At 58.7% G+C, this 17,376-nt stretch carries 17 protein-coding genes; 9 read left to right on the plus strand and 8 right to left on the minus strand.

Going from position 1 to position 17,376, the window contains the following annotated elements; genetic code table 11:
* Positions 1-85: 85 nt before the first annotated feature.
* From ACR0JE_RS04205 to ACR0JE_RS04215, 3 genes are all read left to right on the plus strand, one after another.
* Positions 86-883, plus strand: a complete 798-nt coding sequence (locus ACR0JE_RS04205) for a M90 family metallopeptidase (protein ID WP_480863181.1) — start codon at positions 86-88, stop codon at positions 881-883.
* A 114-nt stretch (positions 884-997) separates the two neighbouring features.
* Entirely contained in the window at positions 998-1,687 is a 690-nt protein-coding gene (gene aqpZ / locus ACR0JE_RS04210) for an aquaporin Z (RefSeq protein WP_170530563.1), read from the plus strand.
* 148 nt (positions 1,688-1,835) lie between these two features.
* Positions 1,836-3,125 (plus strand): hypothetical protein, encoded by a 1,290-nt coding sequence (locus tag ACR0JE_RS04215; protein ID WP_480863183.1) that lies wholly within the window; start codon positions 1,836-1,838, stop codon positions 3,123-3,125.
* Positions 3,126-3,161: 36 nt separating this feature from the next.
* Here ACR0JE_RS04215 and ACR0JE_RS04220 read toward each other — a convergent pair whose 3' ends face one another.
* Both ACR0JE_RS04220 and ACR0JE_RS04225 read right to left on the minus strand, forming a co-directional pair.
* Positions 3,162-3,719 (minus strand): peptidylprolyl isomerase, encoded by a 558-nt coding sequence (locus ACR0JE_RS04220; RefSeq protein ID WP_480542476.1) that lies wholly within the window; start codon positions 3,717-3,719, stop codon positions 3,162-3,164.
* Positions 3,712-4,218 (minus strand): peptidylprolyl isomerase, encoded by a 507-nt coding sequence (locus tag ACR0JE_RS04225; RefSeq protein ID WP_480546833.1) that lies wholly within the window; start codon positions 4,216-4,218, stop codon positions 3,712-3,714. The genes ACR0JE_RS04220 and ACR0JE_RS04225 overlap by 8 nt, the downstream gene beginning before the upstream one ends.
* A gap of 135 nt (positions 4,219-4,353) precedes the next feature.
* On the opposite strand from ACR0JE_RS04225, the gene ACR0JE_RS04230 reads away from it, so the two are divergent.
* The 5 genes from ACR0JE_RS04230 (at position 4,354) to ACR0JE_RS04250 (ending at position 9,861) form a co-directional block, all read left to right on the plus strand.
* Positions 4,354-5,544 carry a phosphoglycerate kinase gene (locus tag ACR0JE_RS04230; protein ID WP_480863185.1) on the plus strand — a complete coding sequence of 397 codons (1,191 nt, stop codon included), beginning with the start codon at positions 4,354-4,356 and terminating at the stop codon, positions 5,542-5,544.
* Between the two features lie 148 nt (positions 5,545-5,692).
* Positions 5,693-5,992, plus strand: a complete 300-nt coding sequence (locus ACR0JE_RS04235; RefSeq protein WP_480863187.1) for an FtsB family cell division protein — start codon at positions 5,693-5,695, stop codon at positions 5,990-5,992.
* Positions 5,993-6,168: 176 nt separating this feature from the next.
* On the plus strand, positions 6,169-7,158 hold the full coding sequence (gene pdhA, locus ACR0JE_RS04240; RefSeq protein WP_480863188.1) for a pyruvate dehydrogenase (acetyl-transferring) E1 component subunit alpha: 990 nt from the start codon (positions 6,169-6,171) through the stop codon (positions 7,156-7,158).
* Between the two features lie 15 nt (positions 7,159-7,173).
* Positions 7,174-8,544, plus strand: a complete 1,371-nt coding sequence (locus tag ACR0JE_RS04245; protein ID WP_480863190.1) for a pyruvate dehydrogenase complex E1 component subunit beta — start codon at positions 7,174-7,176, stop codon at positions 8,542-8,544.
* A 12-nt stretch (positions 8,545-8,556) separates the two neighbouring features.
* Complete coding sequence (locus ACR0JE_RS04250) at positions 8,557-9,861, plus strand: pyruvate dehydrogenase complex dihydrolipoamide acetyltransferase (protein WP_480863192.1); 1,305 nt, start codon at positions 8,557-8,559, stop codon at positions 9,859-9,861.
* A 71-nt stretch (positions 9,862-9,932) separates the two neighbouring features.
* Here ACR0JE_RS04250 and cysE read toward each other — a convergent pair whose 3' ends face one another.
* Complete coding sequence (cysE, locus tag ACR0JE_RS04255; RefSeq protein WP_480542464.1) at positions 9,933-10,742, minus strand: serine O-acetyltransferase; 810 nt, start codon at positions 10,740-10,742, stop codon at positions 9,933-9,935.
* A gap of 84 nt (positions 10,743-10,826) precedes the next feature.
* Between cysE and ACR0JE_RS04260 the strand changes: the two genes are divergently transcribed.
* A complete protein-coding gene (locus ACR0JE_RS04260; protein ID WP_480863195.1) occupies positions 10,827-11,165 on the plus strand; it encodes a TraR/DksA family transcriptional regulator in 339 nt (112 codons plus the stop codon).
* On the opposite strand, the gene ACR0JE_RS04265 is transcribed toward ACR0JE_RS04260, so the two are convergent.
* From ACR0JE_RS04265 to ACR0JE_RS04285, 5 genes are read right to left on the minus strand one after another with little or no spacing between them, the layout of a single operon-like run.
* Positions 11,146-11,442, minus strand: coding sequence for a DUF7742 family protein (locus ACR0JE_RS04265; RefSeq protein ID WP_480863197.1), 297 nt, complete (start codon positions 11,440-11,442; stop codon positions 11,146-11,148). The genes ACR0JE_RS04260 and ACR0JE_RS04265 overlap by 20 nt on opposite strands.
* 9 nt (positions 11,443-11,451) lie before the next feature.
* On the minus strand, positions 11,452-15,399 hold the full coding sequence (locus ACR0JE_RS04270) for a baseplate multidomain protein megatron (RefSeq protein ID WP_480863199.1): 3,948 nt from the start codon (positions 15,397-15,399) through the stop codon (positions 11,452-11,454).
* Entirely contained in the window at positions 15,399-15,842 is a 444-nt protein-coding gene (locus ACR0JE_RS04275; protein WP_480863201.1) for an NlpC/P60 family protein, read from the minus strand. Before ACR0JE_RS04275 ends, ACR0JE_RS04270 begins: the two co-directional genes overlap by 1 nt.
* Positions 15,842-16,729 (minus strand): DUF2163 domain-containing protein, encoded by an 888-nt coding sequence (locus tag ACR0JE_RS04280; RefSeq protein WP_480863203.1) that lies wholly within the window; start codon positions 16,727-16,729, stop codon positions 15,842-15,844. The genes ACR0JE_RS04275 and ACR0JE_RS04280 overlap by 1 nt, the downstream gene beginning before the upstream one ends.
* Positions 16,729-17,361 (minus strand): phage distal tail protein, Rcc01695 family, encoded by a 633-nt coding sequence (locus tag ACR0JE_RS04285; RefSeq protein WP_480863204.1) that lies wholly within the window; start codon positions 17,359-17,361, stop codon positions 16,729-16,731. The genes ACR0JE_RS04280 and ACR0JE_RS04285 overlap by 1 nt, the downstream gene beginning before the upstream one ends.
* Positions 17,362-17,376: the final 15 nt, after the last annotated feature.

Here is a 17,376-nt window from a genome sequence, read left to right on the forward strand (position 1 = left end):
ACGCCGCAGGACAATCCTGCGGCGTTTTTCTTTCGACACTCGATTTGCGTTTCCCGCCAGGCAGGAACTGGCATAGGGTCGGATCATGTTGATATTCCTCAGCCTTGTCGCCCTGATCGCCTACTACCTGTGGTCGCGCCGTCAGGCCCGCGTTCGGTTGCTGGCCACCACGCTAACAGCTTCGGAACGACAGCTGGTCGAGACTATGGTGCCGATCGTTCGGCGGTTGCCACCCGATTTGCGCAGCAAGTTGGACGGTAAGATGACCCTGTTTCAGGATCAGGTCCGCTTCTTTGGCTGTGATGGGCTTGAGGTCACAGAAGAGATGCGCCTTTCGATCTCGGCTCAGGCCTGCCTTCTGGTTGTGAACACCGACATGTGGTTCGACAATCTGACGACCATTCTGATCTACCCAAATGCGTTCAAATCCCGCCAACAAAGGCGCAGCGGCTACGTCGTTACGGAGAAAGAAATCATCCGCACCGGAGAAAGCTGGAACCGAGGCCCGGTGATCCTATCCTGGGCGCATAGTCGGCAAGGGGCCCTGAACGACCACGACGGGCACAATGTTGTCTTTCATGAGTTTGCGCATCAGATCGATGATCTGTCCGGCGGCACAGATGGCGTACCCGTCTTGAATCGAGCGCAGAGCTATGCCGATTGGGAGCGCGTTTTTGTCGCCGCTTACGATGCCCATGTCCATGCAGTTGAAACCGGTAGACCCACTGTCATCGATCCCTACGGCGCCGAAGGACATGAAGAGTTTTTCGCCGTCTCAGTCGAGGTGTTCTTTGAACGCCCAAACGCGCTGAAAGACAGTGTGCCCGAAGTTTATGAACAGCTCTCACTGCTGTTTCAACTGGACCCGGTCAGCTGGACTTAACGCAATACGCGTTAGCTGTGACACGTCCCACGGAAAACTCCCCGTGCCTGCAAATTTAACAAAAGGCATCTTCTGAACTAAACTCAAACCCATTGGTTTATCGGAGGAGTTTTCATGTCATCAAAACTTATGGCCGAGTTTTTCGGCACATTCTGGCTGGTTCTGGGCGGATGCGGCAGTGCGGTTCTGGCCGCTGGTGTGGCAGATGTGGGCATCGGATGGCTGGGTGTATCCTTCGCCTTTGGCCTGACTGTCCTGACCATGGCTTATACGGTTGGCCATATCTCGGGGGGGCATTTCAACCCGGCGGTCAGCCTGGGGCTGATGATCGGCGGGCGGTTTCCAGCCAAAGACCTGTTGCCCTATTGGGTCGCTCAGGTCATCGGCGCCATCGCGGCAGCCGTGGTCCTTTATCTGATCGTCAGCGGCGCGCCTGGGTTTGAGGGCGTCGGCGGATTTGCTTCGAACGGGTATGGCGACGCATCACCTGAGGGATACTCGCTGATGTCCGCTTTGGTGATCGAGATCGTGCTGACCGCGTTCTTCCTGCTGGTCATCCTGGGTGCGACCTCAAGCGGCGCCCCGGCCGGGTTTGCCCCGATTGCGATCGGTCTGTGCCTGACGCTGATCCACCTGATCTCGATCCCGGTGACTAACACATCGGTGAATCCGGCACGGTCGACCGGTGTTGCGCTGTTTGCCGATGGCCCGGCTCTTGCTCAATTGTGGCTGTTTTGGGTGGCGCCTCTTATCGGTGCTGCAATTGGTGCACTGATCTGGAAAGTGATGTCGCCCGACGATTAACCTGAACAATACGGCGCAGCCAAAGGGTTGCGCCGCTTGATCCGATACAAGACACACATTTCCTCGGAATTCCCGCCCTGATAACTGCCAGGTTGAATTCCGCCCGAAAGCCGCGAATATCGCTGCGCATGTGTAAGAGATTTTGTTCATGACCTCGCGAACCGGCTTTAAGCGCCCCGCATCGGCCATCCCGGCCTCAACCGGGCTGGTCGCGATCTTCAGCATCCCGATCCTGCACTACCTGTGGCCCGCGATGCCCGGCGTTTCAGACCGCGATCAAACCGTGCTGTTCGCCCTGACCGTATTTGGTTTGATGGTCGCGTCAGAATTCGCCTTTGCCAAGCTGCACCGCATGCCCGGCAGCGGGCTGGTTTTCAAGGCGCAGAACTTTCGTGATGCCTCCTATATTCAAGATTTTCAGGTCAAGCTGGTTGGGTTGGTCGCAAGTGCGGGTCTACTTGCGCTGTTCTACTGGTCGGCAGACCTCTATCGCGGGGATTGGTATTCACCCTTCTTTTCGCTGCTCGCCGACTACTGGTGGCTGATACTGGCCGTCGTTCTGGCGGTTGTCACTTCGGTGCATTTCATGATGCGGCATCCGCGGGATGGGATGTGGCATCTGGGGCGCGTGGTTCTGACGCTTGGGCAGCACTCCACCCGCGCGCGCGGCCTCAAAGTCTATCTGCTGGGCCTTTTGGTCAAAGGCTACTTTCTGCCCCTGATGTTTTGCTATCTGGTCTATGACTGGACGTTCTTTCAGTCGCGATCTTTGTGGGAGATGACAAGCTTCCCGCAGGTCTATGAATACCTGTTCCGCTTCTCCTTCTTCCTTGATCTGACGGTTGTTGTCATCGGCTACGCAACGGCCACCCGGCTGCTGATGTCCCATATCCGTTGGACAGAAACCACCGTCAGCGGCTGGCTGGTCTGCCTGGCCTGTTACGCGCCGTTCTGGCAGGTGCTGTCGCGGGACTACTTCAACTACACCCAAGAGGGCTTCGCCTGGGGCGCCTGGCTGTGGGATTATCCGGTTCTCTACACGATCTGGGGCTGCACGATCCTGTTTTTCCTTGGGATATACTGCCTAACAGCCGCCCGTATGGGGTTAAGGTTTTCGAACCTCACCTATCGCGGGTTGGCCTGTGATTTCCCCTATAATCTAAGCAAACACCCCTCGTACATCAGCAAGAACATCAGCTGGTGGCTTGTCTCGATCCCGTTCATCGCGGTGGATTTCTGGACCGGTGTGGCCAATTGCATGGCCCTGCTGGGGGTGAACTTCATCTATTTCATGCGCGCCTGGCATGAAGAACGCTGCCTGTCGCAGTCGCCATCCTACAGGGCCTATCAACAGCATATCAGGGAAAACGGGTTGCTGGCCCGGATCAGGCGCGTTGTATTCACAACAACGCAGCGGGCGTCAGAAAAGCTGAACTAGGATAGACCCGGCGCTTTGGCGCGCCGGGCGAAACGTTTATTCGGTTACAGTGACGGTTTTCATCACATCCGGTTGGCCGGAAACAGCACCCGATTCAGGATGACCACGCTTGATCGCATCAACCACATCCATGCCTTCGGTGACCTGACCGACAACCGTGTACTGGCCATTTAGAAACGGCCCCGGTTCGAACATGATGAAGAATTGCGAGTTTGCGCTGTTGGGGTCCTGCGACCGTGCCATGCCGACGACACCACGATCAAAGCTGACATCCGAGAACTCTGCCGGTACGTCCGGGCGATCCGACCCGCCACGGCCCGCATAGCGCATGTCAAACGCCTCATCGCTTTGATCGCCATATTGCACATCGCCGGTTTGGGCCATGAATCCATCGATCACGCGGTGAAACACCACACCGTCATATTGGCCTTCGCTGGCCAGAGCGGTGATCTGTTCAACATGTTGCGGTGCGACGTCTTCGAACAGGTCGACAAGAATGGTGCCGTTGGCCCCTTCCCCTTCGACCTCGATCTGCAGGCCTGTGGCCAAGGCCGGGCTGGCCAGCAAAGTGAGAGCGACTGCCAGCTTACGCATCTGCGGCCACTTTCACGCTGATCATGCGATCGGGCTGCATCGGCGGCTCACCCCGCACGATGGCGTCCACATGTTCCATACCGTCAATGACACGGCCATAGACGGTGTACTGGCCGTTCAGAAAATGATTGTCCTTGAAGTTGATGAAGAACTGCGAGTTTGCCGAGTCCGGATTCTGCGACCGCGCTGCACCCAGAGTACCCCGGTCATGCGGCAGCTTCGAAAACTCTGCCGGAACGTTCGGCAGCGACGAACCGCCGGTGCCCGCCATACGCAAGTTGAACCCGTCCTCCATATCACCATGCTGCACATCGCCGGTTTGTGCCATGAAGCCGTCGATCACGCGGTGGAAGGCCACGTTGTCATACTCACCACCACGGGCCAGTTCCTTCATCCGTGCACTGTGTTGCGGGGCGACGTCGGGCAGCAATTCGATGACGACGTTGCCGTCTTTCAGCTCGATGATGATGGTGTTTTCGGGATCCTTGATTTCGGCCATCTGGCCCTCCTGTCGTTTTGTCTTGCGCAAATACCTATGCGCAGGGCGCGTGAAAGCCAAGTGACGCATTGACCTGAGGGCAAAATGAAGGAAAGAACCGCCTAAATCGGTAACAAACGCATGAAGGAATGCACGATGGGCTGGAAAACGCTGGACGATATGGACCTGAACGGCAAACGCGTTCTGGTGCGCGTGGACATCAACGTGCCCGTCGTGGACGGTGTCGTGACGGACGCCACCCGCATTGAGCGGATCGTGCCCACCGTGCGCGATATTCTGGCTGCGGGTGGTAAGCCGATCCTGCTGGCGCATTTCGGGCGTCCGGGCGGCGAGCGGCGCGAGAACCTATCGCTGAAACAGTTGGTGCCAACACTAGAAAGCGCCTTTGGCACACCGGTTCTGTTTGCCGCTGATTGCGTCGGCACCGAGGCCGAACTGGCCGCAGAGGCCCTGCAACCCGGTCAGGTTCTTTTGTTGGAAAACACTCGCTTTCACGCAGCAGAGACAAAGAATGACGCCAATCTGGCCGCGGGTATGGCCAAGCTGGGCGACATCTATTGCAACGACGCGTTCTCGGCCGCACACCGCGCACATAGCTCGACCGAAGCGTTGGCCCGTCTTCTACCCGCCTGCGCAGGCCGCTTGATGCAAGCTGAACTGCAAGCGTTGGAAGGCGCGTTGGGCGCGCCAAAACGCCCTGTGACGGCGGTTGTGGGCGGCGCGAAAGTGTCGACCAAGCTGGAACTGCTGGGCAACTTGATCGACAAGGTAGACTATCTGGTGATCGGCGGCGGCATGGCGAACACGTTCCTCGTCGCCCAAGGGATCAGTGTCGGCAAATCTCTGGCCGAGCGCGATATGAAAGACACCGCAGCCCAGATATTGGCAAAGGCCGAAACCTCGGGCTGCACCATCGTCCTGCCCACTGACATCATTGTGGCGGAAAGCTTCGCGGCCAATGCACCGCATCAGGTGCTGCCTGCTGATCAAAGCACCGAAGAGGGCATGATCCTGGATGCCGGTCCCGAAAGCGTTGCGGCAATTTCCGAGATCTTCGCAAAAAGCCAGACCCTGATCTGGAACGGCCCCCTTGGCGCGTTTGAACTGGAACCGTTTGATATGGCCACCAATGCGGCCGCACTGAAAGCCGCGGCGCTGACACGCTCTGGCCAGTTGGTCTCAGTCGCGGGTGGGGGCGATACGGTTGCTGCGCTCAACGCCTCGGGCGCTGCGGCGGATTTCTCGTACATCTCAACGGCAGGTGGTGCGTTTCTGGAATGGATGGAGGGCAAAACCCTGCCCGGCGTTGCCGCGCTGGAGCAATAGCTCTGTTTCGGGCGGTCGAATAATCTGACCCTTGCGTAAGATTTTGCGAATCAGGGGATTCACAAGCCGAATCACCTGTGACATAGTGCTGTCAGAGGTTCGCAAAGGACCCGTTATTGAGGCAAGTTTTCATACGGCGGTAAACAGAGTGTCCCGTTCCAATCGCCCCGGTTTGGGCTCAGTCGCATTTTTCTCGGTGGCTTTCATGCTGGGTGTCTATTTCACCTTTGCCGCCGTGCAAGGCGACTATGGCCTGTTCCGTCGGGTCGAGATTGCAGCGGAACGGGACGCTCTGTCACGCGACATGGCCAAGCTTGAAACCCAGATCGTCGAGATGGAAAACCTGACGCGTCGCTTGTCAGATACCTATCTGGATCTTGATCTGCTGGATCAACAGGCACGGTCAATCCTGGGCATGATCCGCGCAGATGAGATTGTCATCCGCTAAGGCGGACCAAGCTATCGTCAAATTCCCTGTCTTTCTCCGCAAACAAACCGGTTACGCCCTAGCCGGTCGCTACGCCGTGCGATGCTGCGTCAGATTTCCCCTCGCCAGAAAGCCCGAAATGCTTTAAGAGATAGTTTAACGCTAAACTATCTGTCCGAAAGGGAGAGGTCGCCAAGATGGCTGCGCGAAAAACCACAAAGAAACCAAATGTTTCTGCGGAAGAACTCAAGACTTACTACCGCGAGATGCTTCTGATCCGCCGATTCGAAGAAAAGGCTGGTCAGCTTTATGGAATGGGTCTGATCGGTGGGTTCTGCCACCTCTATATCGGACAGGAAGCGGTTGTTGTCGGTCTGGAAGCAGCGGCAAAGGAAGGTGACAAGCGGATCACCTCGTACCGCGATCACGGTCACATGCTGGCCTGTGGCATGGATCCGGGCGGCGTGATGGCTGAACTGACTGGACGCGAGGGCGGCTTGTCCAAGGGCAAAGGCGGCTCGATGCATATGTTCTCGAAAGAGAAGCATTTCTACGGCGGCCACGGCATCGTTGGCGCGCAGGTGCCGCTGGGTGCGGGTCTGGCTTTCGCAGATAAGTACAAGGAAAACGGCGGCGTCACTTTCACCTATTTCGGTGATGGCGCAGCCAACCAAGGTCAGGTTTATGAGACGTTCAACATGGCGGCCCTCTGGGAACTTCCCGTTGTATTCGTGATCGAGAACAACCAATACGCCATGGGCACCGCGCAGGCGCGCTCGACCTCGTCGGCGGATATTTACCACCGCGGTCAGGCCTTTGGTATCCCCGGTGAGATGGTCAACGGTATGGATGTGCTGGCCGTTAAAGAGGCGGGCGAAAAGGCTGTCGCCCACTGCCGCGCAGGCAAGGGCCCTTACATCCTTGAGGTCAAGACCTACCGCTATCGCGGCCACTCGATGTCCGACCCGGCCAAGTACCGCACCCGCGAAGAGGTTCAGAAGGTTCGCGAGCAAAGCGACCCGATCGAACATGTGCGCGAGTTGCTGCTGACCGGCAAACACGCGACCGAGGACGACCTGAAGGCGATCGACAAAGAGATCAAAGAGGTCGTCAACCAGGCCGCTGAATTCTCGAAAGAAAGCCCCGAGCCGTCGCTGGACGAGCTCTGGACAGATATTTACGCCTGAGAGGACGAATAAGACATGGCAACCGAAATTCTCATGCCCGCCCTTTCGCCCACAATGGAAGAGGGCACGCTGGCCAAATGGCTGGTCAAGGAAGGCGACACCGTATCCTCGGGCGACATCATGGCCGAGATAGAAACCGACAAGGCGACGATGGAGTTTGAGGCCGTTGACGAAGGTATCGTTGGCAAAATCCTGATCGTGGAAGGCACCGAGGGGGTTAAAGTGAATACCCCTATCGCGGTGCTGGTGGAAGAAGGTGAAGACGCCGCCGCCCTCCCCGCGGCTGCACCTGCAGCCGCAGCGGTGGCCGAGGCCGCCCCTGCGGCGGTTGAGGCCCCCGCTCCTACATCTGCTCCGGCAGCTCCGGTCGTGGACCTGTCGCCGGATTGGCCCGCCGATGCCGAGATGAAATCCGAAACCGTCCGCGAAGCGCTCCGCGATGCGATGGCGGAAGAAATGCGCGGCGACGAAGACGTTTACCTGATGGGTGAGGAAGTCGCCGAGTATCAGGGCGCGTATAAAATCAGCCAAGGGCTGCTGGATGAGTTTGGCCCAAAACGCGTGATCGACACCCCAATCACTGAACATGGCTTTGCAGGTATCGCGGTTGGTTCAGCCTTTGGCGGCCTGAAGCCCATCGTCGAGTTCATGACCTTCAACTTCGCCATGCAGGCGATTGACCAGATCATCAACTCCGCCGCCAAGACGCTCTATATGTCTGGCGGTCAGATGGGCTGCCCAATCGTGTTCCGTGGCCCCAACGGTGCCGCCGCCCGCGTGGCCGCGCAGCACTCGCAAGACTACGCGGCATGGTACATGCAGATACCGGGCCTCAAGGTCGTCATGCCCTATTCGGCGGCCGACGCCAAAGGCCTGCTGAAATCGGCAATCCGAGACCCCAACCCGGTGATCTTCCTGGAAAACGAAATCCTCTACGGCCGGTCCTTCGACATGCCGCAGGTGGATGACCTGACCATCCCACTGGGCAAGGCCCGCATCTGGCGCGAAGGCTCGGATGTGACCATCGTCAGCTTTGGCATCGGCATGCAATATGCGCTGGAAGCCGCGGACAAACTGGCCGAGGAAGGCATCAGCGCCGAGGTTATCGATCTGCGCACGATCCGACCCATGGACACCGGCGCGATCATCAACTCGGTGATGAAGACCAACCGTCTGGTTACGGTCGAGGAAGGCTGGCCCCAAGGCTCGGTCGGCAGCTACATCAGCTCAGTCGTGATGCAAGAGGCGTTTGACTATCTCGACGCGCCGGTGATCAATTGCACTGGTAAGGATGTTCCGATGCCTTATGCGGCGAACCTCGAAAAGCTGGCCCTGATCACCACCGATGAGGTGATCGCAGCTGTCAAACAAGTGACCTACCGGTAAGGAGCGACACAGATGCCCACAGAAATTCTGATGCCCGCCCTTTCGCCAACCATGGAGGAAGGCACGCTTGCAAAATGGCTGGTCAAAGAGGGCGACACCGTGTCGTCCGGCGACCTGCTGGCCGAGATCGAAACCGACAAGGCCACGATGGAATTCGAGGCCGTCGACGAAGGCACCATCGGCAAGATCCTGATCCCCGAAGGCTCTGAAGGGGTCAAGGTCAACACCGCCATCGCCGTTCTGCTGGAAGATGGCGAAAGCGCTGATGATATCGCCGCTGCGCCTGCCAAGGTCCCTGATGCGGCCCCAGCCGCTGCGGGCAACGAGGCCGCCGCGCCAGCGGCATCCGAGACGCCCGTCCCTGCTCCGGCAGCACCGATGAAGGCCGATGGCGGTCGTATCTTCGCTTCGCCCTTAGCCCGTCGGATCGCTGCACAAAAAGGTCTGGATCTGGCGCAAATCGCTGGCTCGGGCCCGCATGGCCGCATCGTTAAAGCAGACGTCGAAGGCGCAACAGCCGCCGCACCGGCTCAGGCAGCTGCACCAGCCGCTTCCGCAGCCGCGCCAACAGCTGCCGCCCCTGCTGGTCCCTCGCCTGATATGGTAGCCCGCATGTACGAGGGTCGCGACTACGAAGAAATCGCATTGGACGGTATGCGCAAAACTATCGCCGCGCGTCTCAGCGAGGCCAAGCAGACCATACCGCATTTCTACCTACGCCGCGATATCAAGCTGGACGCGTTGCTTAAGTTCCGCAGCCAGTTGAACAAGCAGTTGGAAGGCCGTGGCGTCAAGCTGAGCGTCAACGACTTCATCATCAAAGCCGTCGCCAACGCACTGCAACAGGTTCCGGCTTGTAATGCGGTCTGGGCAGGTGATCGCGTTCTGCAATTGAAACCTTCGGATGTGGCCGTTGCGGTTGCCATCGAAGGCGGCTTGTTCACCCCGGTCCTGCAGGACGCCGACACCAAGTCGCTGTCAGCGCTGTCGACCGAGATGAAAGACCTCGCCGGTCGTGCCCGCGAACGCAAGCTGGCCCCACATGAATATCAGGGCGGCACTTTCGCGGTTTCGAACCTCGGTATGTTCGGCATCGACAATTTCGACGCCATCGTGAACCCGCCGCATGCTGGTATTCTGGCCGTCGGTTCGGGCGTCAAGAAACCAGTCGTTGGCGAGGACGGAGAGTTAGCGGTTGCCACCGTCATGTCGGTGACCATGTCCGTCGATCACCGGGTCATCGATGGGGCGCTTGGGGCAGAGCTGTTGCAAGCTATCGTCGACAATCTGGAAAATCCGATGGTCATGCTGGCTTAAATACAGCCAACCACAAAAAACAAAGGCCGCCTCGGTAACCAAGGCGGCCTTTTGCGTTTATCTATATCCAATTACTGGTCTTTGCCGAGCATGTGATCCATCGAGATCGAAGGTTGATCACAACCAGCCTCGCCTACGATCTTGGCAGGTATGCCAGCAACGGTTTTGCAAGATGGCACAGGCTGCAGAACCACAGACCCCGCAGCAATGCGGCTGCAATGTCCGACCTCGATATTACCCAGAACCTTAGCCCCGGCACCGATCAGAACGCCATCACCAATCTTGGGATGGCGCTGCTCCTCTTCCTTGCCGGTCCCGCCCAGCGTCACCGAATGCAGCATCGAGACGTTGTCGCCAACAATCGCAGTCTCACCAATGACGATCGAATGGGCATGATCGATCATGATCCCTTTGCCGATTTTGGCGGCCGGATGAATATCGATCCCGAATATCTCGGATGACCGCATCTGGAAGAAATACGCCAGATCATGCCGCCCTTTCCGCCACAGCCAATGCGCCACGCGATAGGCCTGCATTGCCTGATAGCCTTTGAAATACAAGATCGGCTGCAACAAGCGGTGGCAGGCCGGATCACGTTCATAAACCGCCATCAGGTCGGCCCGCGCGGCCTCAAGCAGAGACGGATCATCGGCATAAGCCTCATCCACGATCTCGCGCAGCACCATCATCGACATCTCGTTCGAACACAGTTTGGCCGAGATACGATAGGACAAAGCCCGCTCAAGACTGCGGTGATGCAGGACACAAGCATGGACGAGCCCACCCATCAGTGGCTCTTTTTCCACAGCCTCAGTCGCCTCTGAGGTGATGCGGGTCCAAACCGGATCTACCGGCGTTACATGGCTGCGCTTTTCAAACATGGCTTTTGATCCTCTGCTGCGCCTAGAATGCCATTTAGTGACAAAAACACCAAACGCAAACCCGTGATCGGGTCTTCAACAAAAATGAATGAAACAGAACGAAGCCATTTTGACATCCTCATTCGCGCCCGTTTAGCCGAGCTAACGGCGCTTTCGGCATCATCTCAGCAGGCGCAGGCCGTCGTCGAATTGGACCAACAGGCCGTCGGACGCCTCAGCCGCATGGATGCCTTGCAAAATCAGGCGATGGCCAAAGCGCAGCAAACGAACCGGAATATCGAAACACACCGTCTCAAAGCGGCGTTGCAACGTTTAGAAGACGGTGAATACGGGTATTGCGAGGATTGCGGCGACCGAATTCCGGATGGCCGTCTAAAACTGGACCTGGCGGCCTGCAAATGCGTCAGCTGCGCTTCTGGCTAAGGTGAATGCGGACCAGCTGACGCAGAACCAGTTCAAAACACTGACAATAGTTCACGTCGTCAAAGCCGGGCTCGTCCACCAGTTTTCGGTTTCGCGCAGCCACCATCAGCGAGCCATTTCCATACAACGGATGCAAGCGACCTGATGATCTGACATGCGCGTCGGCCAGTTCCGCCTCGGCGATCATCTTCAAACACAGGCTCTTTCGCTGAGGCTGCGGCACCGCCAACAAGGCGCGTGCCGCAGCGCTAAGGTCCCCATGAAACAAAGATCGCATCGGAACGGCCTACCCGACCATCACACGGGCCGAAGCACCCGGTCCGTAGATGGCGGAAACCTGAGCGACTTCTACGTCAAACGGACCGGATACCCCATCTGCCACCTGCATCGCGGCTGTGTAGGCCCAGCTTGGTTGGGTCACCACCTCTTCGCGCAGAACCGTTGAGCCGGACCATGCCCGCAACAGATACGCTTCCGCTTCTTCACCGAGCGGTACATCCAGACCGGACCAGTCATCGCCATCTACACGGGTGCGACGCACCCAGCTGACTGCATAACCATCGGTAACTGCCCTTGCCGTCAGATGTGCCGGCGCATACGGTCGAAGCCCATTGCCCTCAAATGCCTGCACCAGATGCGTATAAGATGGATCGTCATACCCTCGGGTCGCGGGTCCGATGCGATAGTGCTTGTCTATCCGGCGCTCGGTCTGCAACAGGTTGATCTGCGAGACACTGTCGTTCAGCAGCACAAAAACCGATCCGTCTGGCCAGGCATCGGGCATCAGGGCATCCGTTCCCAACTGCCCGCGCAGTCGTCCAGACAGCGCGTAGACACCGGGGCTTTCCAGCATCGCATTCGAAAACTGAAACACTTCCCAATTACCGGTTGTCCCATCACCAATGGCCGCAAGGTTCAACCCGTTCAACAGCGCTTCGCGCGGTTGCGATTCCAGTTGACCCTCAATCAACCTGACCCGAAGGACCGGGCCATCGTCCCAAAGCCCAGTGCTGGCGCGCAGCAGTGGCGTTTCGGTTCGGCCAATGGTCGCGGGTGCGGTGATCACCTCGCTGAGCGTATAGCCCTGATCCGTCGTCGAACTATAGACCACCGCGTTGCCCGGCCATGGATCAGCCGAAACAGCCAGATAAGGCGCATGCGGCACCTCCGCCCCGGTGATCAGTGGCAAATCCATAAAGACTGGCAGCACCGGAACAGGCGCCAGATAGGGCTTTACCGAGATAGGGTCCTCTTCAATATCCGACAGCTTATAGACCCCCGGCTCAACCCGAATTGCGTCGGCCAGTTGCAGTTCTGCCGTCTCCATCCGGTCAATCCGATAGAGCGCACCTTTGGCCTCGCCCGATAGGCGCACGACATCCCCGGCCCCCAGATGCATCATGGACGGGGGCAGCGCAAACCGGGTGCTGTCGCGCGACACGCGCGCCTCGCTGAGCCAGCGTTCCGCTGTTTGCCTTCCCTCACCGCGCGTCATCGACAGGGGCATCTCATTGACCGAAACGGAATGGGTACTGACATCGGGCAACACAGCCTCTTCGGCGACGAAGTCGTGGTCTGCATCGGACTGGACAAAGCGCAGGCGCACGCGCCCGGTCATCTCGGCTTCGGCCTCACGACGGTATTCGACAGTGCCGTCCAGATCGGGGCTGACCGCCAGACGATCCGGGTTCAGATCAACAGCGCCATAGCCATCCCGCATCTGAAACCGCAACACACCGTCACGTTCGATGGCGTCGAACCCGTAGCGCAGCATCAGTGGTTGCAAGGCGGACCGCGCATTGGTGACGTCTTCGATGACATAGCCGCGTACAACGCCATAGAGGCCCGATACGTCGATATCAGTCACCCCGGCGCCATAGCAGATTTCAGTCACGACCGAGGCCAGCGTGCGTGCGCCTGATCGCCCGTTCAGCCAGTGACCGCGCGCATAGTTGCCGCCGTCACTCCATTTAACGCCCTGGTTCGGGAACGCCGGAAACGGCCGGGCATCCCAGGCCCAGACATAGGTGTTGGACATATCCACCATCGGACCGCCATAGACCGTTGAGGTCGGGTTGATCTGCGGATCACCCCAATAGCTCAGCATCGCCCTAAGATACTGAACCTGAATGAAATCATCCCGCATGCCGTTGGAATAGGCAGGTAGCTGAGATTCAGACGATTTGGGGTCCAGAAACTTGTTTGGCTGATTGGTGCCCTTGTCGATGGCCGCACAGCCCAGTTCGGTGAACCAGATCGGCTTTGACCCCGGAATCCAATCTGTGGGGGTGGCCTGTCGCACACCATCGATCCGGTCATGGTGAGTGTTGAGCCACCAGTTCCGCACATCTTTGTAGCGCCAGATCCAAGGCTCATCATAATCGCCGTCTTCGATAGGAGCGCGTATCTGCGCCTCTGCTTCCTCGGGCGAGGCATAATACCAGTCATACCCCTCGCCGCCTTCGATATTGCTGCGCAGATAATCGAGATCATAGATTGATGGCGCGCCCGCAACGGCATCCAGATGATCTTCGCCATCGCGCCAATCGGACAGGGGCATGTAGTTGTCGATACCGATGAAATCGATATTGCCATCGGCCCACAATGGGTCGAGGTGGAACAGCCGGTCGCTGGTACCGGGCGGTTGATAGCCGAAATACTCGCTCCAATCCGCTGCATAGCCGATTTTGGTAGCAGTCCCTAAAATGCTGCGCACCTCAGCCGCCAGCGCCCGCAGACGTGCAACAGCCGGGAAACCGCTCGCTCCGCGTATTTGCGTCAGCCCGCGCATCTCGGATGCGATACAAAACGAGCTGACCCCACCCGCAGCCTTGCACAAGGCGGCATAATGCAGAATGAACCGGTTCAACCCCCATTCTTGCGGGCCCGTATAGCTGACAGTGCCATTGCCGATCACAAAGTCACTGGCCTTTGCAGTCCCAAAAAACGCAGTAACCTGCGTGTCGGCATCCGCAGTGCCATCGGGGGAACCCGTGCGCCCGGGGGCCTCGCTCAACGTGATCCGTCCACGCCAGGGCAGATGCGGCTGATCGGCTGCATCAGACCAAGGGTCAGGCAACCCGTTGCCAGCCAATTGCTCCATCAGGATGAACGGGTAAAACATGACCCGCTTGCCCCATAGCTTCAGATGCCGGATCGCCTCGACTACCGAGGCATCCGTGGGCGTCCCGCCATAGACCGGGCGATCATCCTCTCGCGCTACCAGCTGCGCCTGACTGCGCGACAGCCCGGACACGTTCCAAGGCATCCCCTGTCCATCCGCGTCGCGGCGTTCAACCTTGGGGCGGATATCACAGGACCCGCAGCGCAGATCATCGCCGAACCATGACACGATCAACGAGGTTGCATCGCAGTGCGGCAACTCCCAAGACAACGCGCGGGTCGAGGTCACCAGATCCGTCCAGCCCGAGGCTGAGCTGGCATTGGCCGGAGCGCTTTTGCCATAGCCAAGCGCATAGTTCACCTGCGAACTGGCCAAGGCGTATTCACCCGACCCGGGCATCATCGCGACGCCCCGCACCAATTCCTGGACCGAAGTTTCGCGATCGGGCAGGTCCGTTTGCGGCGGGCGTACGACCTCGAAGGAAAACTGCGGGACACGATTTCCGAAGTTCCCAAGCTGGAAGTCTTCGATTACCACATAGGCCGTACCACGATAGCCTGGCACCTGGCCCGCACCTTCGATGGATTCGATCAGAGGGTCCGGCAACTGATCATCCGATCCATGATAGATGCGCATGTTCAGGCTGCTCAGTTCCTGTTCTTCGCCATCGGCCCAGACGCGGCCAACATCTGCGATCTGTCCCGCGCCAACGGCAATCGCCAGCGAGATGGAGTAGCTGTAGGTAACGGTCGTGACCTTAGGTGCTTTGGGTTTGCCCTTGCCACCGCCACCACCTTCGATGGTCTCACTGCGCGTTTCTAGAAAGTCCGAAGCCCAGATCACCTGCCCTCCGACCCGCATCCGCCCAAATACGGTCGACACCGGCGCGCCTTCGCCCGTCTCGGTCAGACGGAACCGGTCCATCCGCCCGGTTTCGACAACGTCACTGCCGCCGCCCATCACAGATTGGCTGAGAAGACGCTGGTCAATTACCCGCCCGATGGTCGCACCCACCGCGCGACCGATAATGGCGGTCGACAGGCCGGCAATCGTGCCACCGATTGAACCACCCAATGCAGCACCAGCTGCAGAAAGAACTATCGTCGCCATCAGCGGTCCTCCAACGGGAATTCAAAACAGGCCACAATCCGGCGGCGCCACGGCTCGCTCAGGGCGTTTTCGACAACGCCGTGCCCGTTATAGGCATGCACAAAACGCGGGACTGTTCCGGTGCTGGTCATAATCCCCAAATGCTTGGCGATGCCGCTGTCGCGCATGCGAAATAAAACGACATCACCCGCCGAAAGATCCGCGCTTGGCTTTTCGATCAAATGACGTTGCGCAGCGGCCCACATTCGCTCCTCGCCCTGAGGTTCCGACCAATCCATCGTGTAAATGGGCACTTCTTCGGGTTCGTGACCGATTTGCGCGCGCCAAACGCCGCGCAGCAGTCCCAGACAATCTGTGCCTGCCCCCTTGGTCGAAGCCTGATGGACATAGGGCGTGCCAAGCCAACTGCGCGCCTCGTCCACGATATCCTGTCTACGTGGCATCACCGTCTGCTCCCCCCGTTGTTCGGATTGGTTTTCTTTGGCACCGCCATCATCCAATCTTCGCCCGGAAGATCGGGAAAGCCCTGAAAATTCAGAATATTGTCAAATTTTGACCGGCAGGTTGTCATGCGCTTGTCGCAGCCCGCGGTCAGCCGGACCTGGTTGCCAACAGACAGCCCTCCGCCAATTCCGGACCACAAGGTGACCTCGCGCCCGCCATCGACCCTCTGATCCGCTTTGATCGAAGACCAAAGTCCGCTGGCCGAGCCGGACAACACGTCCAGACGCCCCCGTTCAAACCAAGCAGCAGCCGCGTTTTCACCACCGTCCACACGGATCAATGTACCACCGTCAAAGGCCACAATCTCGGCCTCGACCGAGAACCCTTCGGCTTTTGTATCGAACCGGCACACCTTGTCGCCCAGAACCGCAGTACAGGGTTTCTGATAGATACGCCCAAGCGGACGGTTCAGCAGATCGGTCAGCCCGCGCAGCTCGGCGTGAAACGCCCCGCCCGAGCGGCGCAGCTCTCCAATCGATCCCCGAAACTGCAGGATACGCTGATCCAGATCGGCCCAGTTGACCAACCAAGCCCGCACCTTTGCGCCATCGAACCGGCCCGCTTCGATATCTTCCTCGCGCACGGCGGCGTCAGACAGCGCGCCCATTGCTTCGGTGTTATCAATCGACAGCCCGGTGGCCTGTTCAATCGCCGCAGCGGTCAGGCCGGTACTGGCCTTGAAGGTCACGCCTTCGAATTCCAGTTCCCGGTCGTGATCCGTAAAGCCATATTCCTGCCCATCCGCGCGCGTGATCGCCCAACAACGGCATACAGTGGTCAGACCGGTCTGAAGATGGGCGTGCAGCCCCTGAACATCCCCGGCCATCAGACACGCACCTCGACCACTGGAACACTTGGCGCGTCACCGGCCTGAAAGCTGGCAACACTGGTCTGAATCTTGTCGGTATCGAACCGCACCGGCACGTCGAACTCGTACCCGGCTGTGATCTCGACACCTTCAGGCGGCGGATCCGCGAACACGACTGCGCCCGTGGTCAGATCAACCTCAAAATCCACGCCTTCGCGGATTTCATCCTGATCCAGCCCCAAGACCACCGTGCCCAACGCTGGCTTTGCAATCGGGCGTACATAGCTGACACCGCCCGATGTATAGGTCTTGACCAGCTGAAATTCAGTGCGCACACCATCGCCCAGCGCGATGACCTGATCCCCACGTTCCACATCGGCCGAAGCCAGACCCGATTTGAAATCAGACCAATCCTTCCAGCGGAACCCGAACATCTGCCCCTGCCGCGCCTCAAAGAAGGAAATCAACGTCTCAATATCATCCAATGACCGCATCCCAAGGCCCGCGTCATAGCGACGGCGCGAATGCGCCCAGGGCGTGTTGCGTTCTTCGAACCCGTTGGCCAGCGTCACGATATCTGTGCGCCGTTCAGGACCACCGACCGAGCCAAAGCTCAGGCTGGCCGGAAATCTGACCTCGTGAAAATTCATGACCTGCTCCCGGTT

This window comes from Ruegeria sp. H3, from assembly GCF_056533095.1.